Origin of the sequence: Streptomyces sp. CBMA291 (genome assembly GCF_014596525.1) — a bacterium.
Taxonomy (GTDB): domain Bacteria; phylum Actinomycetota; class Actinomycetes; order Streptomycetales; family Streptomycetaceae; genus Streptomyces.
In genome coordinates this window covers 29747-51903 of sequence record NZ_MSJP01000101.1, presented here as the reverse complement: position 1 = coordinate 51903, position 22157 = coordinate 29747, and the positions used below count along the sequence as shown (strand labels likewise).

Sequence of the window (22157 nt, the reverse complement as noted above, 5' to 3'; positions counted from 1 at the left end):
ACCGCCCCGGGCCTCGCCGCGCCCGGCGCCCTTCCTCGCCCGCCCCGTCCCGGTCCGTCCTGCCCAGTCCCGCCCAGTCCTGCCCCGTCCCGTCCCGGCCCTCCCTGACCCGGCCTTGCTCTGTCCGGCCGGACGGTTCCCCGCTCCGCTTACTCGGCCTTGACGGCGGCACACGCGAGTGCCACCTCGGCCCATGTCCAGGCCTGTTCCTGGAGATCCGCGACGGACCCGGCCCGTTCCTGCCGTCGTGCCGCGTCGAGCGCCCGCCCCGCCGCCTCCACGGCGGAAGGGGAGGGGTTCGCGGCGACGGCCGCGCAGGCCCGCGCCACGCGCGCCCACAGACGGGCCCGCGCTCGCGCGACGTCGCGGCCCGAGGCCGTGGTCAGCCCGTCCACCTTCAGCGCCCACTCGGAGGCGCGGCGAGCCGCCTCCGTCGCTTCCAGGGAAAAGTCCATGTCCGCCCTGCCTTCCAGGTCCCGAGGTCCGTCGTACCGCAGGGCATCCGTCCGTCCGGCACCCGGCGTGGTCCTGAGGGGAGTTACCCCGAACTCCGCCCGTCAGAGCGGGATACGCGCGTGAGGGCCACCGGACCAGGCCACCGCATCGGCCCCGGCCGCCCGGCCAGGCCACCGGGGCGGGACATCGGCCTTTCGGGACCGTGTACGGGGGCCACCGGCGCCGGTCCCGGCGCCCGGACCTCGTCCCGCGCTCCGGGGCGGGGCCTCGGCGGTGTGATCTCCACCGCGGGCCACGCCGCCCCGGAGGGAGCGGGGCGGGTCGGTCAGACCTGGAGGTCCGGTCCTATCCGGTTGCGCACGGCGGTCTGGACCTCGGCCTCCTCGGCCGGGTCGGCGGCGAGGCGGCGCAATCGCTCGGCGACGCGCACGTCCCCGGTCTCGGCGTGCTCGGCCGCGACCTCCCGCGTGGTCTCCTCGCAGTCCCAGAGGCATTCGACGGCGAAGCCCGTCGCGAAGGTGGGGTCGGTGGCGGCGAGAGCGCGGGCCACCCGACCACGGAGCTGGGACGAGGTCGTCTCGCGGTAGACGTGGCGCAGTACGGGGGCCGCGACGGCGATGCCGAGGCGGCCGGCGCCGTCGACGAGACCGGCGAGGGCGGGCGCGTCGGGCCCGGCGGAGCGGATGGTGTCACGGAGCGCGCCGAGGACGGAGGGGGAGTCCTGGGCGGTGCCCCGGCAGGCGAGCACGTCGGCGGCGGCCTCGCCGAGGGCGTCGGTCCTGCGGACCCACGCGCGGGCGCGGGCGACGGCGTCCTCTCCGCACATGCGCCGGTACGCGCCGACGGCGGCTTCGGCGGCCTCGCGGGAGTCGCCGTCGGCGGCGGCCTCGACGAGGTCGAGGACGGCGGGGTCGCGGGACTCCGCGAGATGGTGCAGGGCCGCGCCCCGGGCCCCGGTGGCGCCGTGCCGGGCGGCGGCGAGGAGTTCGGGCCGGTCCTCGGGGCCCGCGACGGCGGTGAGGCAGCGGGCGGCGGGCCCGTACAGCACGGCTCCGCGCTCGTATCCCTCCTGCGCCCAGTCGAGGACGGCGCGCACGCTCCAGCCGGGACGGGGCCCGGCGGGGCGCATCTGGCGCTGCCAGCGGTCGAAGGAGCCCTGTTCGCGGGCGGCCCTGACACGGGCGCCGACGGCCTCGCGCGGGTCGTCGGCCCACAGGCGCCAGGGGCGGGGCTCGAAGGCGTCGCGCACGACGGCGGCCAGCTCGGCGGAACCCTCCGCGTCGGCCGGGAAACGGGCGAGGACGGGCAGGGCGAGCGCGCGGAGTCCGGCGTCGTCGTCGCGGAGCGCCAGCTCGTCGAGGGCCCAGGCCCAGTTGCTGCCGGTCGCGGCGTAGCGGCGGAGCAGGAGCAGGGCGTCCTGGCGTCCGTACGACGCCAGGTGGCCGAGGACGGCGAGCGCGAGCCCGGTCCTCGACTCCTCGGTGTCGAGGTGGTCCTCCGCGTCGAAGAGGTGTGCCTCGATCCTGTCGAGACCTCCGTGGAGGTCCAGGTAGAGACGGGCGTAGTAGAGAGACCGGTTCTCGACCTGCCAGTCGTGGCGGGGGTCGTCGAGAACGCAGTGGTCGAGGGCCGCGAGGGCCTCGGCGCGGGGCGCGGCGAGCGCGTGCAGGGTGCCGTCGCCGCGGCCCCTTTGCAACAGACCGAGCAGGGTGCCGCTCGGCGCTATGACTGGATCGAACATGGAAGACGCCTCACATCAAGCTGTCGACACGACCGGGGGATGTCGGGATGACCGGGGCAGGGCGCTGAGCGGCCCGTGCTCCTAGGCCGTGCGGCGACATGTCGGGCGGCTTGTCGTGCTGCGCTTCTCGGTGACCATCTTCCTCAGCCTCTCGTCGGTGGCCCGTTTTGCCGGGCCCGACGTCATGATGACCCACCCATTTCGCCACCGCGACCACATTTACGATGCCGCTCTCACCTGGGGTTCAGTCGCTGTTCACCGGGCTTCGAAGAGGGCGATCAGTTCCGTCTTGCCGAACATCCGGGCGGTGTCGGCGGCGGACGGAGTCCCGGCTTCCGGATCGGCTCCGCCGGCGAGGAGGGCGTGGATCACGGCGTCCTCGCCCTTGAAGACGGCACCGGCGAGCGGGGTCTGTCCGCGGTCGTTGGCGCGGTCGGCCTCGGCACCGCGCGCGAGGAGGGCGGAAACGGCCTCGGCGTGGCCGTGGTAGGCGGCGAGCATGACGAGGGAGTCGCCCCTGTCGTTGGTGAGGTTGGCGGGGACGCCTGCGTCGACGTAGGCGGCGAGCGTCTCCGCGTCCCCCGTACGGGCGAGGTCGAAGACCTTGGACGCCAGCTCGATGACCTCGGGGTCCGGGGTATCGCTCATCGGGGAACCGCCTCTCTCCTGCTGTCGGGGCCTGCGCACGGCAAGCGCGGCCGTACGAGTGAATCGACAGGGTACTGCCCGCTCGTGGACATGACCTCGCGCGATCGAGGCAAAGATCACGCGATCCGGTTCCCGTGCGCTCCCCTAGCGCACGCCGGTCATTTCGCCACCCGGCGGTCCATTCGCCGTACTCCGATGCGGTGAAACCAAGCGCTTTTCACCCGTATGCACCTTTAGTCACATAGATGCTGCCGCGAATCTGGAAGGACTCATGGTGACTGTCCCCTCACCCAGGAGAAGACCCGATGATCCTGTCCATGTCCGGCGTGGTCCTGCTCGGCATCATCTGCTTCCTGTTCTTCAAGAAGGACGGGATGAAGGCCTCCCACGCCTGCGTCAGCGCACTGTTCGGCTTCTACCTCGCGGGCACCGCCATCGCCCCCAGCATCACGGCGGGCGGCCAGAGCCTCGCCGGACTCCTGGGCGGGATCAAGTTCTGACCGCCTCCCTCCCCCACCACCCCTTCAGGAGCACCCCGTGGCCCGGCGACCACTCCCCCGCATTCTGAGCAGCGGCGGCGCGCGGATCGCGCGCGGCCGAGAGATCGCGCGCACCGCCGCCGACGGCGCCACCGACGTGCTCCATCCGCTGATCACGGTCACCCGGGGCCTGCGGAAGCTGGCCTCGGCTGCGCGCGCCCGCTGGGTCGCGACCCCCAAGGACCGGCGTGGTCCCACGCTCTTCCTGGTCGCGGCCTGCGGAGCGGCCGTCGTCCTCATGCCGTACGGCCCCCTGCTCGCGCTCGTCGCGCTCATGGGCGCGGCCGCCTGGCTCGGGCGGGAGCGCAGGGTCGTCAGGACCGGTCCGGGCGAGGCGGAGTCGGCCCGGCTCAAGGGGCTCTACGAGGCTCTCGTGCCGTACTTCTCCGTGGCCGAGGACCCGTCCCCGCTCTTCGCCCACGGCGGTGACTGGAGCGCGCCCTTCGGGGAGTACGCCTTCGACGAGGACGGACGGCTCACCCGGCTGAGGATCGCCTATCCGCCGTACTTCACCGACGGCGAGCCCGCCGCACGCGCGCGTATCGAGCAGTTGCTGCACGCCAAGTCGGGGCGGGGCCGCGAGTACCGGTTCGACTGGGACGAGGAGGGCAACCGGCTCGTCATGAGCGTGCTGCCCGCACTGCCCACCACGATCGCCGCCCAGCGCTTCGTGACGATGCCCGGCGAGACGGTCCTCGGCTTCACCGACGCGGACGCCGTACGGCGCACGGTGCCCGTGGTCGCGGACGACGGCACGGAGGACGCGCCCGCCGTCGTCTGGCGCACCGGCCCCCGCTCCGCCGAGCCGCATCTGCTCGCCGTCGGCCAGCCGGGCAGCGGCACCACGTCCCTGCTGCGCTCGATCGCTCTCCAGGCCCTCCCCCACGGCGACGTCCTCGTGGTCGAGGGCGGCGGCACCGGCGAGTACGCGTGCCTCGCCGGCCGGGACGGCGTCCTGGCCGTCGAGTGCGGCCTCTCCGGCGCCCTGTCGAGCCTGGAGTGGGCGGCGCACGAGACGGAGCGGCGCCTGATCGCCGCCAACCATGCCCGGCAGGACGGCCGCCCGGCCCCCGAGGACACCCGGCGCCCGCTCTGGATCCTCCTCGACCGGCCGGGCGTCCTCGGCCATCTGGCCGCCGCCGACGGGCGCCCCGACCCCCAGGACCTGCTCCAGGTGCCCCTGCGGCACGGGCGGGCCGCTCAGGTCACGGTGGTGGTCGCCGAGCAGTTCGACGGCACGGACACCCTGAGCGAGGCGGTACGGACCCACACCAGGGCCCGTATCGCGCTCGGCCCGGCCTCTCCGGAGCAGATCGCGGCCGTCCTGGGCACCGGGCCGCACACCACGCCGACGCCCGAGGTCCCGGCGGGCCGGGGGTACGCGCGCCTGGGCACCGGTCCGGTCCTGCGCCTCCAGGTGCCGGCCACGCCCGACCCGTACGACGAGGCGACCAGCGAGGCGCACCGGCAGGCCGTGCTCGCCCTGCTCCCCGAACGCCGGGCGGCCACCGTCGTCATGACGAAAACCGCCCCCGATCCGGCCCCTGCCCCCCTGCCCGATCCGGTCCCGGCCGAGAGCTGAGCGGACGGCACGGGGAGCCGCACGGGAGGGCGGGGACCCGGCCTTCCCGGACGGCACCCTGTTCCGCCTGTTCCGCTGTTCCGCGCGCGGAAGACAGTCCCGTCCCAAGCCGCTCCCTGCACGCGAGGAATAACCGGTCCGACCGCTCCACGCGCGCGTGGGCCACCCCGCAAAACCGCTCCACGCGCGGGGGGGGGGGGGGGGGAACGCGTTACCGCGTCGGCGGCGCTGGCGTATCTGCCGAACCGCTCCACGCGCGCGCGTGGGAACGCGCCGAACTCCGGCAAGGGCCCGCGCAGGCTCGAAAACCGCCCCCACGCGCGCGGGGGGGGCATAAAGGGATCTGGCCCCCGCCACGCGAGAAAGACCTCCCCCTGCCCACGTCACGTCACGTCACGTCACGTCACGTCACGTCACGTCACGTCACGTCACGTCACGTCACGTCACGTCACGTCACGTCACGTCACACCGGCCTACGCCACGAACGACCGAGGCGGTTCCGCCCCGCCCCCCGCCGCGCCCGACTCCACCAGGCGGGCCGCTGCGGCGAGGCGGGCGGCGGCCTCGTCGGCGACCGCGCCTCCTACGGTGAACGGCAGCCGGACGAAGCCCTCGAAGGCACCGTCGACGCCGAAGCGCGGGCCGGAGGGGACGCGGACGCCGACCCGTTCGCCCGCCTCGGCCAGCCGGGAGCCGGACAGTCCGCCGGTCCGGGCCCAGAGGGTCAGACCGCCGCGCGGCACCCAGAACTCCCACTCCGGCAGCTCCCTGCGCACGGCGGCGACGAGCGCATCGCGGTTCTCCCGCGCCTGCTCGCGGCGGAGGGCCACGGCCTCCTCCCAGCCGCCCGTCCGCATGAGCCAGTTCACCCCGAGCTGTTCGAGGACCGGGGTGCCGAGGTCCGCGTAGGCGCGGGCGGCGACCAGGGAGCGGATCACGTCGGGCGCGGCCCGGACCCAGCCGATCCGCATCCCCGCCCAGAAGGCCTTGCTGGCCGAGCCGACCGTCAGGACGGTGGAGCCCGCCGGGTCGAAGGCACAGACCGGCCGGGGCATCTCCAGACCGTCGAGGTCGTCGAGGTGCAGCTCCGCCATGGTCTCGTCGACGACGAGGACCGTCCCGGCCGAGCGGGCCGCCTCCACCAGCTGCCGCCGCTGGTCCTCGTCGGCCAGCGCGCCGGTCGGATTGTGGAAGTCGGCCACCACGTACGCGAGACGGGGTGCCGCGTCCCTGAGGACCTGCCGCCAGCGGCCCATGTCCCAGCTGCCGAGGCCCTCGGACATGGCGACGGGGACGAGCCGGGCGCCCGCCTCCCGCATCAGCTGGAGGATGTTGGCGTACGAGGGGGATTCGACGGCGATCCGTTCGCCGCGCCCCGCGAAGAGGTGGCAGATGGCGTCCATGGCCCCCATGGCGCCGGTCGTGACCATGATCTGCTCGGGCATGGTGGGGATGCCGCGTGCGGTGTAGCGGTCGGCGAGCATCTGCCGCAGCGTGGGCAGGCCCGCCGGGTAGTCGCCGTGGGTGTGGGCGTACGGGGGCAGTTCCTCCAGGGCTCCCTGGACGCCCCGGGTGAGCCAGGGTTCGGGCGCGGGCAGCGCCGCGCAGCCGAGGTCGATCATGGAGCCGAGGGCTTCCGGCGGCAGCGGTTCGAGGCCGCGCGCGGGCAGCGGGTTCCCGGCGGGGACGGCGGTCCAGCTGCCGGCGCCTCGCCGTGACTCCAGGAAGCCCTCGGCGCGCAGCGCCTCGTAGGCGGCGGCGACCGTCGTCCGGCTGACGCTGAGGGCGAGGGCGAGTTCCCGTTCGGCGGGCAGCCTGGCGGCGACCGGGACGCGCCCTTCCAGGACGAGCAGCCGGATACCGTCGGCGAGGGCGCGGTAGGCGGGGGGCTTGCGGGTGCCCGGGACAGCGCTCCGGGGCCGCTGCGCCTGGAGTTGTCTGGCAAGCTGCGCCGGACCCACCGCCGAAGTCCACTGGGCCATGGAAATCAGTCCACCTTCCTGAAATTGGCCATGGTTGGCACCCGTTCTCCCGCCACAGAGTGTCACGAGCCAGTCCACTGCCACCACACTGGGGGGAATTTCCCTCCAGCGACACCACAACGGGGGGAACTTCCCTTGTCCATCGCCTCCGGCCTCCGCGGTCGGCACGTCGGCCGCCGTCTCGTCCAGCTCTACGGGGGTCTGGCGCTCTACGGGGTCAGTTCGGCCCTGCTCGTGCGCAGTGGTCTGGGCCTGGAGCCCTGGAACGTGCTGCATCAGGGCCTGGCCGGGAAGACCGGTCTGACCATCGGAACGGTCTCGATCATCGTCGGGGCCCTGGTGCTGCTGCTGTGGATCCCGATCCGGCAGCGGCCGGGCCTGGGCACGGTCTCCAACGTGTTCGTGATCGGTCTCGCCATCGACGGCACCCTGGCCCTCGTGCCGGACGCACGGCATCTGGCGTGGCGGATCGCGCTGCTCGTCGCCGGGATCGTCCTCAACGGGGTGGCGACCGGTCTCTACATAGCCGCGCGCTTCGGCCCCGGTCCGCGCGACGGCCTGATGACCGGTCTGCACCGGCTCACCGGCCGGTCCATCCGGGTGGTGCGGACGTCGATCGAGGTGGCGGTGGTGGCCACCGGCTTCCTGCTGGGCGGTTCGGTCGGCATCGGCACGGTGCTGTACGCCGTGTCGATCGGTCCGCTCGCGCAGTTCTTCCTGCCCCGGTTCGCCGTGCCCGAGCAGGACTCCGGCAGCGCCGCCGTCGCCCCCGGGACACCCGGACAGGCCATACTGCGCCCGTGACTCGCGTACGCCACCCCTATCTCGACCACCCCTCCCCGCTGCTGCCCTTCGCCCATCGCGGCGGCACGGCGAACGGCCTGGAGAACACCGCGGCCGCCTTCCGCCGGGCCGCCGCGGCGGGCTACCGCTACTTCGAGACCGATGTGCACACGACGGCGGACGGGGCGCTCGTGGCCTTCCACGACGCGACCCTCGACCGTGTGACGGATGTCTCCGGCCGGATCCGCGACCTCCCGTGGGCGGCGGTGCGGGAGGCGCGGGTGGCTGGCACGGAGCCGCTGCCGCTCTTCGCGGACCTCCTGGAGGAGTTCCCCGACGCGCGGTGGAACGTGGACCTCAAGACCGAGTCGGCGCTGCTGCCGCTCGTCGACCTGATCCGCGAGGCCGACGCCTGGGACCGGGTCTGCGTGGGCTCCTTCACCGAGGCCAGGGTGGCGCGGGCGCAGCGTCTCGCGGGGCCCCGTCTCGCCACCTCGTACGGGGTGCGCGGGGTGCTCGGGCTCCGGCTGCGGTCGCTGGGCATTCCGGCGGCGCTGCGGGCCGGGGCGGTGGCGGCGCAGGTCCCCGAACGGCAGGGCGGCATCCCGGTGGTGGACCGCCGGTTCGTCCGGGAGGCGCACGCGCGCGGGCTCCAGGTCCATGTGTGGACGGTGAACGATCCGGCGCGGATGAACGCTCTCCTCGACCTGGGGGTGGATGGCATCATGACCGATCGACTGGAGACGCTGCGCGCGGTGCTGACCGAGCGGGGCGTATGGAGCTGAACGCGCGTCCGGGGACCACGGGGGCGGACGAGGGGGCGCGGCCTTGACCGCAGAGACCACCGAACCGGAGCGGCCGGACGAGGAGTACGCCTCCGATCCCGGCGAACGCGGACGGGAGCAGCGGGGCTGGTACTTCTACGACTTCGCCTGCTCGGTGTACTCGACGAGCGTGCTGACCGTGTTCCTGGGGCCGTATCTGACCTCGGTGGCGCGGGCGGCGGCCGACGCCGACGGCTTCGTGCACCCGCTGAGCGTGCCGGTGCGGGCGGGTTCCCTCTTCGCGTACGCGGTGTCGGCGTCGATCGTGGTGGCGGTGCTGGCGATGCCGCTGGTGGGCGCGGCGGCGGACCGTACGGGCCGGAAGAAGCCGCTGCTCGCGGCGTCGGCGTATCTGGGGGCGGCGGCGACGGCCGGGATGTTCTTCCTGGACGGCGAGCGGTATCTGCTCGGTGCCTTCCTGCTGATCGTGGCGAACGCCTCGCTCTCGGTGTCGATGGTGCTCTACAACGCGTATCTGCCGCAGATCTCGGAGCCGGACGAGCGGGACACGGTCTCGTCGCGGGGCTGGGCCTTCGGCTACACGTCGGGGGCGTTCGTCCTCGTACTGAATCTGATCCTCTACTCGGGCCACGACTCGTTCGGTCTGACGGAGGGCGAGGCGGTCCGGATCTGTCTGGCCTCGGCCGGTGTGTGGTGGGGCGCGTTCACGCTGGTGCCGCTGCGACGGCTGCGGGACCGGCGGACGGGTGCGGCGCGGGCCGGCGGGGGCGGGGTCGGCGGCGGTTGGCGTCAGCTCGCCGGGACGCTCAAGGACATGCGGCGGCATCCGAAGACGCTGGCGTTCCTCCTGGCCTACCTGGTCTACAACGACGGTGTGCAGACGGTGATCTCGCAGGCGTCGGTGTTCGGCTCGGAGGAGCTGGGCCTGGAGCAGACGACGCTCATCACGGCGGTCCTGCTGGTGCAGATCCTCGCGGTGGCGGGTGCGCTGGGGATGGGGCGGCTCGCCCGTTCCTACGGCGCCAAGCGGACGATCCTGGGCTCCCTCGTGGTGTGGACGCTGATCCTGGTGGCCGGATACCTGCTGCCGGCCGGGGCGCCGGTGTTCTTCTACGGTCTGGCGGCGGCGATCGGTCTGGTGCTGGGCGGCAGTCAGGCACTGTCGCGCTCGCTGTTCTCGCATCTGGTGCCGCGCGGGAAGGAGGCGGAGTACTTCTCGGCGTACGAGATGAGCGACCGGGGGCTGAGCTGGCTGGGACCGCTGGTATTCGGTCTCGCGTACCAGCTGACCGGAAGCTATCGGGATGCCATCATCTCCCTGGTGATCTTCTTCGTGGTCGGTTCCGTGCTGCTCGCGAGGGTCTCGGTGCGGCAGGCGGTACTGGACGCGGGGAACCCGATTCCCGACCGCGTTTAGACGTGGCACCGAAAGGGCGGTAGTGTACGCGTTTGGCCTGCCAGGCGGACCGTTACTGCGTGCTGCTTTGGTGAAGACACCGGGTCTCATCTGCCGCCAGATGTGACAAAACGGGCACTGGTGGGTACAACAAGGGGCGGCACGACGGGCGACGCATGACCCGGCACGGGAATCTTTACCGCCGACCGGACGTTGACCGGATAACGACGACAGCGACACCTGTCCTGTGGGCGACAAGCCCGGGAGGCACGATTCATGAGTGAGCGAGCTCTTCGCGGCACGCGCCTCGTGGTGACGAGCTACGAGACCGACCGCGGCATCGATCTGGCCCCGCGCCAGGCGGTGGAGTACGCATGCGAGAAGGGACATCGTTTTGAGATGCCCTTCTCGGTCGAGGCGGAAATTCCGCCGGAGTGGGAATGCAAGGTCTGCGGAATCCAGGCTCTCCTGGTGGACGGGGACGGACCCGAGGAGAAGAAGGGCAAGCCGGCGCGTACGCACTGGGACATGCTCATGGAGCGGCGTACCCGCGAGGAGCTGGAGGAGGTCCTCGCCGAAAGGCTGGCCGTCCTGCGTTCCGGTGCCATGAACATCGCCGTGCATCCGCGCGACAGCCGCAAGTCCGCCTAGCGGACCCGGCAGGAAAAGAACAACGCCGCGGGGCCCGTACACGATCCGTGTACGGGCCCCGCGGCGTTGTCGTGTCCGGCTTCCCCACCGCCCCTTCGGAGGGCGGCGGGACCGGGAGGCGTCAGGGCATCAGCGGCGGACGGTTCCCGTCGGGCTCCCGGGGGCCCTGGGAGCCGTCCTGGCGGATGACCTCGCCCGGGACGACCTTCCCGTCCGGGCGGTGCATGCGGGCCTGCTGGAAGGCGTCCTGGAGGCTGCCGGGAGGGGCGGAGGTCATCCGGCGCTCCACGGCCCGCTCCGCGTACCGCCCGAGCAGCGAGCGGACCGGCGGGATCAGCAGGAGCAGACCGGCCACGTCCGAGACCGGGCCGGGAATCATCAGGAGCAGGCCGCCGAGCATCAGGAAGCCGTTGCGGTCCTCCGCGCCGGTCCGCTCCGGCGCCGAGGGCGTGGCGCCCGCCCGCGCCGCCTCCTGGGCCTGCTGGAACGTCGAGGTGAGGTTGCGGAAGGCGCGGCGCCCCGCCCGCTTCACGACGGCGCCGCCGAGGACGACGCCGCCGACCAGCAGAAGCAGGACGGTCAGCCCGCCCGCCACGTCCGCCACCACCATGAGCAGCCAGATCTCAAGGACCAGCCAGGCGGCGACGGCGAGCGGGAGGAATTTGCGCGCGCGGGAGCGCTGGGGGGCGAGGGGAGGCGGTGCGCCGGTCGTCATGGTCCCCAGTGTGCCTGGCGCGCCGCCGGAACGTCGTAAAGGCAAGATCAGGAAGGTTTGCGGCCGAGCATCTTGCCGACCTTCTCCGCGCGGGCCGTCAGTCCCCAGCCCGTGACCCGCCACAGCGCCTCGACGACGATGTTCCGGCTCATCTTGGAGTCGCCGACCTCGCGCTCGACGAAGGTGATCGGGACCTCGACGACATGGAAGCCCGCGGCGACCGCGCGGCGGGCCAGGTCGACCTGGAAGCAGTAGCCCGCCGAGGCCACCTCCTCCAGGCCCAGGCCCTCCAGGGTCTCCTTGCGGAAGGCGCGGTAGCCGCCGGTGACGTCGCGGATGGGCACGTCGAGCATCACGCGCGAGTAGAGGCTGCCGCCGCGCGAGATGAACTCGCGGGACTTCGGCCAGTTCACGATCCTGCCGCCGGGCACCCAGCGGGAGCCGAGGACCAGGTCCGCGCCCTTGAGCGCGGTGAGCAGCCTCGGCAGCTCCTCGGGCTGGTGGGAGCCGTCGGCGTCCATCTCGACCAGGACCTCGTAGCCGTGCTCGATGCCCCACCGGAAGCCGGCGAGGTAGGCGGCGCCGAGCCCCTCCTTGCCCTTGCGGTGCAGTACGTGCACGTGCTCGTCCTCGGACGCGATCTCGTCCGCGAGCTTGCCCGTGCCGTCGGGGCTGTTGTCGTCGGCGACGAGAACGTGCGCCTCGGGTACGGATTCCCGTACCCGCGCGACGATCGGCTTGATGTTCTCCGCCTCGTTGTAGGTCGGAATGATCACCAAGGCCTTGCCGAGCGGGCCGTAACGCCTCTGGCCACCGTCGTTCACTACTGCCCCTTCGGATACAAACGCAGGACCCCACCATAGCGAGGTCATCGGCGTGCTCCGGCGCGGCGGGTCGGCCGGCCCGGGTGACAGAAGGGACGGAAGGGACCAGCGGGACGCCCGAGGTGCGGTGCGGGGCCCGTCGTCCTTCGGTCCGACCTGGGATCCGCTGGCTGCGGGTCGACCGAGAGCCGTTGTCTACTGAACGTCCGGGCCCCACCCGGGTCGCACCTTCCGCCGGAGAAACCTTCCCTCGCGGCCGAGGCGCGGGCGGCGTTCGGCGACAGGCGGGGGACGGAGGTCCCGGCGGACGTCCGTGGTGGACGCGGTGAACCTACCCGCCCCCGCCGGTCGACTGTCAATACCCCCTTGACCTGCGGGGCCCCGGCGCTCCCCCGGAGGCCTCCCGGAGGGGAGCGGAAGACCCGCAGGTCGGGCGGGAGCGTACCGAACACCCCTCCCGAAGCGGACAAATCCCTACATCACTCGTTCGGTCGCACGTAGACCGTCTGTCCGTGCACGACCGTGCGGAGGCAGATCGGCAGGTCGGCGCCGGGGGTCAGATCGGGCAGTCCCGGCGTACCGGAGCGCGGGTCGGTGGACCAGCGGGCCACCCGGTCGTCGGGCGCCTGGACGACCAGTTCCTCGGCGCGCCAGACCGCGTAGTCGGCGGGGGCGCCGGGGACCAGCGTCCCCGCGTCGTCCCGGCCGACCGCCCGCCAGCCGCCCCGGGTGTGGGCGGTGAAGGCGGCCCGGACCGAGATCCGGTGCTCCGGGGTGCGGTGGAAGGCGGCCGCCCGGACGGTGCCCCAGGGGTCGAGCGGGGTCACCGGGCTGTCGGAGCCGAAGGCCAGCGGCACTCCGGCACGCAGCAGCGCCGCGTACGGGTTGAGGGTGCGGGCCCGCTCGGCGCCGAGGCGGTCGGCGTACATGCCTTCGTCGCCGCCCCAGAGCGCGTCGAAGGCGGGTTGCACGGAGGCGGTGAGGCCCAGTTCGGCGAAGGCGGCGATCGTCTCGGGGGTGAGCATCTCGGCGTGCTCCACCCGGTGCCGGGCGGCCCTGATCCGGGCCAGGCCCAGCTTCTCGGCGGCGGCCCTGAAGCCCTCGACGACGGCGGTCACGGCCGCGTCCCCGATGGCGTGGAAGCCCGCCTGGAGACCCGCCTCGGTGCAGGCCACGACATGGAGGGCCACGGTGCTCGCGTCCAGATGGGCGGCTCCGGCGTGACCGGCGTCGGCGTGGTCCGCGTACGGCTCGTGGAGGCAGGCGGTGTGCGAGCCGAGGGAGCCGTCCGCGAACAGGTCCCCGGCCGCGCCGAGCGCGCCGAGCGCCCGCGCCCGCTCGACGTCGAGGTCGGCCCAGTAGCCGACGACCCGGGGTCCGGCCTCCTCTCGGGCCAGGTCCAGGAGACCGGTGAAGTCCTCCTCGGACGAAATCTGCGGCCCTCCGCACTCGTGCAGGGTGCCGATGCCGAGGGAGGCGGCACGCGCGCGGGTGGCGCGCTGGGCCTCGGTGCGCTGGGCGGGCGAGACCGAGGCGAAGGCGGCGGCGCGCACGGCGTGATGGGCGTCCCCGGTGAGAGGCTCCCGCCCGTCGTGGAAGCCGTCCAGGTCGCGGACGCCGGGGACGAGGTCGAGCAGGGCGGTGGTGACGACGGCCGAGTGGACGTCGATCCGGGTGAGGTAGAGCGGCCGGCCGCCGGTGAGCCCGTCGAGTTCGGTACGGGTCGGCGGACGGCGCTCGGGCCAGCGGGAGGCGTCCCAGCCGTGCCCGAGGAGGATGCGGTCCTCGGGGCGGGCGGCGGCGTGGGCGCGGATCAGCTCGGCCGCCTCGGCGAGCGAGGCGGCCCGGGACAGGTCGAGTCCGGTGAGGGCGAACCCGGTGGCGGTGGTGTGCACATGCGCGTCGACGAACGCCGGGGTGACGAGCGCGCCCTCCAGGTCGACCACCTCGTCCACGCCCGAGGCGAAGGCGTCGGCCGCCCCTTCCGAGCCCACCCAGGCGACGTGCCCGCGCTCCACCACCATGGCGGTGGCGAAGGGATCGGCGGGACTGTGGACTTCCCCTCCGCGCAGCAGCACGGTGCGGTGTTCGGCGGCAGACGTGGTCTCACTCATGCGACCAGGCTAGGACCTGCCAGGACCCGGTTTGTCCGGCAGGTCCCCTGCGACGGGCACTCAGGTGTCTCGCGAAGGGGGACACAGGCATCCCCTGAAGGGGGGCACAGGTCCCCCCGGGAAGGGGGCACAGGCCCCCCGTGGCGGGCGCACCCGGTTCACACGCGGGGCGGTCTCGCCTCGTACGGCGTGGAGAGCACCACGGTGGTGCGGCTGGAGACCCCCGCCTGCGAGCGGATGCGGGTGAGCAGGTGCTCCAGCTCCAGTGGAGTGGCGACCCGGACCTTGAGGATGTAGTTCTCGTCACCCGCGACGCTGTGGCAGGCCTCGATCTCGGGGATGTCGGCGAGCCGGTCGGGAGTGTCGTCGGGGGCGCTGGGGTCGAAGGGTTTGACCGAGATGAACGCGGTCAACGGCAAGCCCACCGCCTCCGGGTCCACGACCGCGGCATAGCCGCGGATGACTCCGCGCTGCTCCAGGCGTCGGACGCGCTGATGCACCGCCGACGTGGACAGGCCCGTGGCCTTGCCCAGGTCGGTGTAGCTCATGCGCCCGTCCTTGACGAGCAACTCGACGATCTGACGATCCAGCTCCTCCATGCGGTGACCCTAGTGCGCCCGGAGCCGGACGGCAGCGCCGGGGTCGGCCGCTATCGCCGGTTATGGCCCGCCACGGGGCACCTGCGCAGCCCGTGTGACGAACGCCACAGGTTTGCGCCTGCCCCGGGAGACCTGCTCACGGTTATGCGGACGACCGCATGGGAAGTGCTTGCTGTGGTCGAGGCCGCACAGATCCGGCCGACCCAGCCGAGGGGGAGATTCTCCATGCAGGAGCCTGTTGATTCGGTCGACACGCCCGACGAGCTCGACGCGTACGACACCTTTGAGATGTTCCGGGTGGTCTGCCCGGAGTGCGAGCAGCCCATCGCGCTGCTCGCGGACGAGGACGTGCTGCCGGAGCACGCGCTCTGCCCCACGCCGTGGAACCCCTTCGTCCTGACGGTCTGCCAGGGCACGGGCGTCTCGGCGAGCGAGGCGGGGCCCGCCGACGACACTCTGGAGGTCCAGGAGCAGGACACCGCGCTCCTCCTGACGCTCCCTCAGGGTCTCGACTGGCGTACGCAGCCCTTCTCGCACGTGGGCGGTCCGGGCTCGCGCCCGATCCGGGTCCCGCAGATGCGGCGCGCGGCCTGAGCCGTACGGCTCATCGGCACCGCGGGGGCGGTGCGGCGGGGGGAATGAGGTCGCCGACCTGTCCGCAGGGCTTCCGGGGCGCCTCGATCGCGACGGCACCCGCCTTCCTGACGCGGCCGTAGCGGTCGCCGTCGTTTTCCGATGTGGTCACCGGTGTGCGATCCCGGGCTCGGGATCGTGCACCGGTACGTCGGTGTGGCCGGGCGTCCCCCGGCCTTGAAGGACGCGCGCCACGCGCCGGACGCGCGCGTCCGGCCCCAGGCACGTCGGCGCGCGCCTCCACTCCTGGGTGAACTGGCGCTCGAATCCGTACGGCGGTGACCGGGCTCAGCGGAGCGCGTTGGTCCGAACATGACCACGCTGGACCCCGCTCCCGGCGCTCCCGCGCCGAGACCCTTTCGTTCCGTGCCCTCGCTCGTACGCCCACGGGCCCGCCCCGAGCCTCCCGGCCCAGGGCATCCGCCGGCCTCTTCCCCACCACCTCTGTCCCCGCCACCTCTGTCCCCGCCATCGGTAGATCCGCCCATCTACCAGGCCGTCCTCGCGCTCTGGGCGAGCCAAGGGCGCACTCTGCCGGGCCGCCACGGCCAGGCGGAGGCGGAGACCGAACGGACGGACCGGCACGAGCAGAACAAGCGAACCGAGCGACCGGACGGGCGTGAGCAAACCGAACGAACCAAGCGATCCAAGCGAACCAAGCGAACCGAAGCGTCCGACGGGCCCCAGAGCGGTGTCAGGCTCGGCGGCAGCGATGCCGAAGCTCTGAAATCACGGCCTGCTCCTTCGCGTTGACCTCGCCGTCCACTCCGGCCACCTGCTCCGCCACGTCGATCAGGTCGTCCAGGTTCCCCGGCTCGGCGTCCAGACGCCGCCACACCTCTTCGGGGTCGAGGTCGACCACCTGGGTGAGCCGCTCGTCGACGACCTGGTGCCGTTCCCGGGCCAGCCGCGCCAAGTGCCGCATCAGCAGCGTCTCGTCATCGGTCATCTTCCCGTCCGCCATGATGACGAGCCACGCGACCCACAGCATCGACCGCGGGTGCCTGCTCCGCTCGCAGAGGCCCTCGGCCTTCTCGATCACCCGAGCCTCGTTCCGGAAGACGGCTTGCGCGTGCCGCCCGGCGAGCAGGGTCGTGTAGCGGTTGAGCACCACCGCGAGGGGGACCCCGACGACGGGGATGCCCATCTTGATGACATTGCGCTGGAGGAGGAACTTGCCGACGAAGGGAAGTCCCTTCGCCGCGCTCAGCACCCCGCGCGAGTAGAAGCGCTTGACCAGGGGCCGTACGACCATCGGAATCGACTTGGTCACGCCTCCCCTGACCACTTCCCCGCTCTTGATCGTGAAGGCGACCTTGATCAGCTTCCACAGGTCCTCGGGATCCGTCAGGTCGAGCGGAACCCGGTAGAGGACGGCGATGTCATAGGCCAGATGGAGCTGGAGCCTGGTGATGAACGCGACGTCGATCATCAGGGTCGCGACGGCGGCCGGCACGGTCGCCGGGGAGGCCCCGCCGAGGCTGCCGAGGGTGGCGACGACGGCCGCCGAGTAGGCCCCGGCGGAGAGCCCGCCTTCGAGCGCGGCGTACCGGGCCGCCAGCCTGATCCGCCGGTCGACGATGCCGTCGGCGGGGACACCCGCGTAACGCTCCTGGAAGTACTGCCAGTCGACCTTGTCCGTATAGGACTTCAAGGCATGGGAGCAGAGCTTGGTGAACCAATTGCCGGACTTGATGTCGTCCGCGCTCAGCCCTTTGACGAAGGCCCGTATCTCGTCCCGCTCCCGCTCGACCGCTTCCCGGGCGGCATCGTCGTCGTCCTCGGCGCCGACGGAGTCCGTCAGGGTGTCGGTCATGGCAGGTCCTCCCGGGCAGCTCAATGATCCGCAAGGCTGCCAGGTTTCCGCCGACTCCGCTGGCACCAGGGGGAAGTGGGGAGCAGGTACGGGCTACGCCCTCACTCCCGACTCCCCCAGCACCCGCCGCTGGGCGGCCGTCGGCCGGTCGGGCCAGTAGAGGTAACAGACCCCGCCCGTACCCCCTCTGACCTTGCCGTTCGCGTCATAACGCTTCGTCCGCAGCCAGATGTTCTCCCACTCCCTTCGCAGGTACACCCTTCGGACCGCCTGGTTGTCCGGGGACGCCGGGTCGTTGGCGATGACGTCGCCGTCCGGTGTGAAGCCGATGACCGTCATCAGGTGACCCGAGGTGCCGTAGCCCGCGCCCGTCAGCTCCCCCTTGACGAAGGATTGGGAGGTGATCGCCGGGATGCCCACCCGGATCAGGGCTTCCAGTTCGGTGAGCGAGCGCAGGCGGGTGACCACCGCGTTCATGTCGGGGTAGGCGGCGGCGTAGGCCGCGTTGAAGGGCCAGTTGCCGCAGCCCGCGTACTGGTAGTCGTAGGTGAAGCGGGCCGCGTGGCAGACCTGGGGGTCGGCGAAGTCCGGGTTCACCCAGGCCAGTTCCTCGGGCGAGGGACGACGGCCCCAGTACTCGACGATCATCTCGGAGGAGGTCGGGCTGCACCAGGCCTCGCCGCCGTTGTCGTACTCCGGGTACTGCCCCACATGGGTGTTCTGCGAGTACCGGGGCACCAGCAGTTCCCTGGACGCGCCCGGCTCCGAGGCCGGGACCGTGAAGCGGTCCGGAATGTCCGAGGCCATCGCGCCGAGCCGCCACACCGTGGGCGTCAGACCGCTGCCCGGGGCGCGGTGGAGGGTGAGCCGCAGCCGGTACGAGGTCAGCCGCAGGCCGCTCGCCGGGTCGTCGATCGCGAAGGTGTCGGTCCAGATGGTGCTGCGACCGTCGGTCTGGTCGTCGACCGAGGTGCGCCGGATGTCGCCGTCACCGGAGGCCCAGCGGCCCATGACGTACCAGGGGATGGCGGTGCCGTCGCCGTACTCGCCGGACAGTTCGACCTGGAGCCAGGTCCCGGGGGGCGTGTGGGCGTTCCACGAGGCGATGACCTCGGTGGCGGGCACGGTCGGGGTGTACCGGGGGGAGGTCCAGCTCGCGTACTCCCAGACGGAGGTACGGCCGGTGTGCGGGTCGGTGTAGTCGGTGCGCCCGGCGGGGGTGCCGATCACCAGGCCGGGGCGGTGTCCGGCGACCGCCTTCGCACCGGCCACGCTGCCGCACCGCCAGTCCGTGTACGAGGACCAGAAGCGGTTGTCCACGAGCCCGGCGGCGGGGGCGTGACCGTGCCCCCCGGCGCCTGGGGCCGGTGCGGGCGCCGTGGCTGCCGAGGCGGGTGCGGCGGCGGCCGCCGTTCCCGCCGCCGCGGCGAGAGCGGCGGTGAGGACGGTTCTGCGCGGGGTGGAACTGGTCATGATCGGTGACCCCCAGTCGAAGACGGCGAACGGCGGATGGTGGCGGACGGCGGATGGCTGGCGGCGGATGCCTGGCAGTGGACTGCACGACAGGCTGGTGGGCAGGACGGGAACGGGCGGCGTGCGGACGGACGGGCGGGCGGACGGGCGGACGGACGGGCGGGCGGACGGACGGGCGGGCGGACGGGCGGGCGGACGGGCGGACGGGCGGACGGGCGGACGGGCACAGGCAACCGGCAGACAGACAGACAGGCACTAGCAACGCGCGGGCAGGCGTGACCGCGTAACCCCGGCCCACTATCCCGGCTCCCGCCGCGCCTCCGCCAGCACTTCGTCCCGCGTCGCCGTCCCGACATGGGTCTCCACCACTGGTGGTGGCACCTCGCCGGCCCACACCGGTCCCCCGCGCCCCGCCCCGAACACGGGCACCCCCGGGGTGCGGGACGACCCGGCGACCCGCACCCCCGGGCACGGGACGGCCCCCGGCGCCGCAATACCCTGGGCCCATGAACGACCTCGACCGCGCGGCGCACGCGCTTCTGCGGCTGCCGCCCTCCTGCGGACCGGTCCGGCTGGTCGCGGTCGACGGGCACGCGGGCTCCGGCAAGTCCACCCTCGCGTCCCGGCTCTCCGCCGCGCTCGGCGGCGCGCCCGTGCTCCGTACCGACGACCTCGCCACGCACGAGGAGTTGTTCGGCTGGACCGGCAGGCTGCGGGAGCAGGTGCTCGATCCGCTCTCGCGGGGCGAGAGCGCGTCCTACCGTCCGTACGACTGGCGGCTGCGGCGTTTCGGGGAGCCCAGGGCGCTCCCGCCCGCCCCGGTGGTGCTCGTCGAGGGCGTGGGCGCGGGGCGGCGCGAGGTGCGCCCGTTCCTGGCCTGGCTGCTGTGGATGGAGCGCGCGGCGGAGGACTCCTGGGTGCGCGGGCGCCATCGGGACGGTCCGGAACAGGCCGAATTCTGGGACGGCTGGACCGTGGCCGAGACTCGCCATTTCGCCGACGACCCCTCCCGGCCCTTCGCCGACACCCTGGTGCACGAGTGCCGGAAGGGTTACGAATGGCTCCCCGGGCCCTCCGTGGCAGCAGCCACGGACCAGATCATCACCCACCGTGATGGCCGTCTCTTCGCGAACTGAGGCAACCCTCATCCGCTTCCGCGAGTGCCTCAACTCCGCTTGACCCGGGGGGCAGACAGGTCTTACGTTCTGAATGTGCGGCTTTTCGAAGCCGCCGCAGACACGAAGCCCCCGGTTGTTCCCCCGTGATCGGGGGCTTCGTTCTGCCCCGGGACCGCTCCCCGGGGCCTTTCGCGAGCCCTGACGATCACCCAGGGTCACCGCTTCCGGATCATGCGCTTCTCCTTAATCACGCGCCCCCTGCGCAGGTACGATGCCCCGAGGTGAGGTCAAATCCCGTCCATGTGAAGACGGTTGTGGGGGACCCGATGGACATCGGCACGCAGGGTGCGCAGGCCCCCGCCGAGCTAGCCTGGTTGCGCGGAGTGGACGCCTACACGATGGGTGCCTATCCGCAGGCGGAGGAGGAGTTCCGTGCGGCGGTACGGACCGACCCCGGAATGGCGGACGCCTGGCTCGGGCTGCACGCCCTGAGGGTCGATACCACGACCGCGCTGCTGCGCATGTACCGCAATCGCGAGCGCTTCGGCGAGCAGCGGTCCCGGTACCGGCGCCCGCTGAACTCCTGGTACTGGCTCGGCTGGTGGGTGCAGCCCGTCCTGGAGAGCCCGCGCGATCTGCTGCTCGCGCACGCCTCCCACTGGCTCGACGGGCGCCACGTACCCGAGCTGGACCGGGCCCTCGCCGGGCTCCCCCCGGTCGACACCGACCCCCAGGTGCGGTTTCTGCACGCCTGCCGCGCCTATCTCGTCAAGGACTGGGACCAGCTCGTCCGGCACACCGAGACCCTGGTCGACGACCCGCTCCTCGGCATCGAGGCGGGGCTCTTCGGCGGCATGGCCCGGGTCCGTCTGGAGATGTACGGGCAGGCCGAGCCGCTGCTCGCGGCCTCCCTGATGCGGTGCCGCAGCGAACAGCCCCAGCGCAAGGAGCTGCGCTACTGGCTCGCCCGCGCCCACGAGGGCACCGGGCGAAGCGCCGCCGCGCTCCCCCTCTACCGGGCCGTGCACCGGATCGACCCGGCGTTCATGGACACCGCCGCCCGGCTCGCCGCCATCGCCGAGTACGACGGCTTCGAAGGGTACGACGGCGTGGACGATCCGACCGGGCTCGCGACGGTCGCCCTCGGCACCGTCGGCGGCGGGTTCGGCCAGGACGCGGTGGAGACCGCGCCGGGCACCGAGCCCGAGCCCGGCGGCCCCCTCGGCGACGGGCTGCGGCTCGCCCCCGAGCCCCCTCCGGTGCCGGTCGTCACCCCGCCGGAGACCGTACGGCAGAAGGCCCCGCTGCCGTCCCAGCCGCCACCCCCGCGCTTCCCCGCGGGACCCACCGATCCGGCCCTGCTCGCCGAAGCCCTCGCCGAACTGGAGGGCATGGTCGGTCTCGAACCGGTGAAGCGGCAGGTCAAGGCCCTGTCGGCGCAGCTGGAGATGGCCCGGCTACGGGCCGGGCAAGGGCTTCCCGTCCAGCCTCCCAAACGTCACTTCGTCTTCTCCGGCCCCTCGGGCACCGGGAAGACCACGGTCGCCCGCATCCTCGGACGGGTGTTCTACGCCCTGGGGCTGCTCGGCGGCGACCATCTCGTCGAGGCCCAGCGGGCGGATCTGGTGGGCGAGTTCCTCGGCCAGACGGCCGTCAAGGCGAACGAGCTGATCGACTCGGCGGTCGGCGGGGTCCTCTTCGTCGACGAGGCCTACGCGCTCTCCAACTCCGGCTACAGCAAGGGCGACGCCTACGGCGACGAGGCCCTCCAGGTCCTGCTGAAGCGGGCCGAGGACAACCGCGACCACCTCGTGGTGATCCTCGCCGGGTACCCCGAGGGCATGGACCGGCTGCTCACCACCAACCCCGGGCTCTCCTCCCGGTTCACCACCCGGGTCGACTTCCCCTCGTACCGGCCACTGGAGCTGACCGCCATCGGCGAGGTCCTCGCGGCGGCCAACGGGGACGGCTGGGACGACGAGGCCCGCGAGGAGCTGCGCTCCATCAGCGGACACGTCGTCGAACAGGGCTGGATCGACGAGCTGGGCAACGGACGCTTCCTGCGCACCCTGTACGAGAAGTCCTGCGCCTACCGCGATCTTCGGCTCTCCGGATACCCGAGCACCCCCACCCGGGACGACCTGGCCACCCTCCGGCTCGCCGATCTCATGCAGGCGTACGGCGAGGTGCTCTCGGGACGCGGACCGGCGGACCGGGGGCCCCAGCAGGAACCCCCGCCGGGGTACTGAGACGCGGGCGGCCCGGACGGCGACGGAACAGGGGGCCGGGCCGGGTCGTCGCG

19 protein-coding genes are annotated in these 22157 nt (G+C 72.7%); 9 read left to right on the top strand and 10 right to left on the bottom strand.

The features are described 5' to 3' along the window. Window positions 1-149 precede the first annotated feature (149 nt). The 3 genes from BU197_RS24500 to BU197_RS24490 form a co-directional block, all read right to left on the bottom strand. The gene (locus BU197_RS24500; RefSeq protein ID WP_188270480.1) at window positions 150-455 is read right to left on the bottom strand and encodes an ABC transporter ATPase; all 306 of its coding nucleotides are present in this window, start codon (window positions 453-455) and stop codon (window positions 150-152) included. A 326-nt stretch (window positions 456-781) separates the two neighbouring features. Further along, window positions 782-2197 (bottom strand): HEAT repeat domain-containing protein, encoded by a 1416-nt coding sequence (locus BU197_RS24495; protein ID WP_188270479.1) that lies wholly within the window; start codon window positions 2195-2197, stop codon window positions 782-784. A 255-nt stretch (window positions 2198-2452) separates the two neighbouring features. Next, a complete protein-coding gene (locus tag BU197_RS24490; protein ID WP_188270478.1) occupies window positions 2453-2845 on the bottom strand; it encodes an ankyrin repeat domain-containing protein in 393 nt (130 codons plus the stop codon). Window positions 2846-3150: 305 nt separating this feature from the next. On the opposite strand from BU197_RS24490, the gene BU197_RS24485 reads away from it, so the two are divergent. Next, a complete protein-coding gene (locus tag BU197_RS24485) occupies window positions 3151-3345 on the top strand; it encodes a hypothetical protein (RefSeq protein ID WP_188270477.1) in 195 nt (64 codons plus the stop codon). A 37-nt stretch (window positions 3346-3382) separates the two neighbouring features. Beyond that, window positions 3383-4966, top strand: a complete 1584-nt coding sequence (locus tag BU197_RS24480) for a hypothetical protein (protein WP_188270476.1) — start codon at window positions 3383-3385, stop codon at window positions 4964-4966. Between the two features lie 473 nt (window positions 4967-5439). Here the strand turns inward: BU197_RS24480 and BU197_RS24475 are convergent, their stop codons facing one another. After that, complete coding sequence (locus tag BU197_RS24475; protein WP_188270475.1) at window positions 5440-6948, bottom strand: PLP-dependent aminotransferase family protein; 1509 nt, start codon at window positions 6946-6948, stop codon at window positions 5440-5442. Between the two features lie 135 nt (window positions 6949-7083). Between BU197_RS24475 and BU197_RS24470 the strand changes: the two genes are divergently transcribed. From BU197_RS24470 to BU197_RS24455, 4 genes are all read left to right on the top strand, one after another. Further along, window positions 7084-7752, top strand: a complete 669-nt coding sequence (locus tag BU197_RS24470) for a YczE/YyaS/YitT family protein (RefSeq protein WP_188270474.1) — start codon at window positions 7084-7086, stop codon at window positions 7750-7752. Further along, entirely contained in the window at window positions 7749-8516 is a 768-nt protein-coding gene (locus tag BU197_RS24465; RefSeq protein WP_188270473.1) for a glycerophosphodiester phosphodiesterase, read from the top strand. The genes BU197_RS24470 and BU197_RS24465 overlap by 4 nt, the downstream gene beginning before the upstream one ends. Window positions 8517-8559: 43 nt before the next feature. Beyond that, complete coding sequence (locus BU197_RS24460) at window positions 8560-9933, top strand: MFS transporter (RefSeq protein WP_188270472.1); 1374 nt, start codon at window positions 8560-8562, stop codon at window positions 9931-9933. Window positions 9934-10188: 255 nt separating this feature from the next. Then, window positions 10189-10563 carry an RNA polymerase-binding protein RbpA gene (locus tag BU197_RS24455; RefSeq protein ID WP_015032218.1) on the top strand — a complete coding sequence of 125 codons (375 nt, stop codon included), beginning with the start codon at window positions 10189-10191 and terminating at the stop codon, window positions 10561-10563. 121 nt (window positions 10564-10684) lie between these two features. Here BU197_RS24455 and fxsA read toward each other — a convergent pair whose 3' ends face one another. The 4 genes from fxsA to BU197_RS24435 all read right to left on the bottom strand — a co-directional run bounded on the left by fxsA (window position 10685) and on the right by BU197_RS24435 (window position 14815). Beyond that, window positions 10685-11278 carry an FxsA family membrane protein gene (fxsA, locus tag BU197_RS24450; RefSeq protein ID WP_188270471.1) on the bottom strand — a complete coding sequence of 198 codons (594 nt, stop codon included), beginning with the start codon at window positions 11276-11278 and terminating at the stop codon, window positions 10685-10687. A 47-nt stretch (window positions 11279-11325) separates the two neighbouring features. Beyond that, window positions 11326-12102 (bottom strand): polyprenol monophosphomannose synthase, encoded by a 777-nt coding sequence (locus BU197_RS24445; RefSeq protein ID WP_188270470.1) that lies wholly within the window; start codon window positions 12100-12102, stop codon window positions 11326-11328. A 479-nt stretch (window positions 12103-12581) separates the two neighbouring features. Continuing rightward, entirely contained in the window at window positions 12582-14216 is a 1635-nt protein-coding gene (locus tag BU197_RS24440) for an amidohydrolase (protein ID WP_188270469.1), read from the bottom strand. Window positions 14217-14374: 158 nt separating this feature from the next. Continuing rightward, window positions 14375-14815, bottom strand: coding sequence for an Lrp/AsnC family transcriptional regulator (locus BU197_RS24435; RefSeq protein WP_188270468.1), 441 nt, complete (start codon window positions 14813-14815; stop codon window positions 14375-14377). Window positions 14816-15040: 225 nt separating this feature from the next. Between BU197_RS24435 and BU197_RS24430 the strand changes: the two genes are divergently transcribed. After that, window positions 15041-15409, top strand: a complete 369-nt coding sequence (locus tag BU197_RS24430) for a hypothetical protein (protein ID WP_188270467.1) — start codon at window positions 15041-15043, stop codon at window positions 15407-15409. A gap of 733 nt (window positions 15410-16142) precedes the next feature. Here BU197_RS24430 and BU197_RS24425 read toward each other — a convergent pair. Both BU197_RS24425 and BU197_RS24420 read right to left on the bottom strand, forming a co-directional pair. Then, window positions 16143-17264, bottom strand: a complete 1122-nt coding sequence (locus tag BU197_RS24425; protein ID WP_188270466.1) for a TerB family tellurite resistance protein — start codon at window positions 17262-17264, stop codon at window positions 16143-16145. 93 nt (window positions 17265-17357) lie between these two features. After that, window positions 17358-18737, bottom strand: coding sequence for a peptidase C39 family protein (locus tag BU197_RS24420; protein ID WP_188270465.1), 1380 nt, complete (start codon window positions 18735-18737; stop codon window positions 17358-17360). Between the two features lie 506 nt (window positions 18738-19243). Here BU197_RS24420 and BU197_RS24415 point away from each other — a divergent pair. Together BU197_RS24415 and BU197_RS24410 are read left to right on the top strand one after the other, a co-directional pair. Then, window positions 19244-19873, top strand: coding sequence for a uridine kinase (locus BU197_RS24415; protein ID WP_188270464.1), 630 nt, complete (start codon window positions 19244-19246; stop codon window positions 19871-19873). A gap of 308 nt (window positions 19874-20181) precedes the next feature. Beyond that, complete coding sequence (locus tag BU197_RS24410) at window positions 20182-22104, top strand: AAA family ATPase (RefSeq protein WP_188270463.1); 1923 nt, start codon at window positions 20182-20184, stop codon at window positions 22102-22104. Window positions 22105-22157 lie beyond the last annotated feature (53 nt).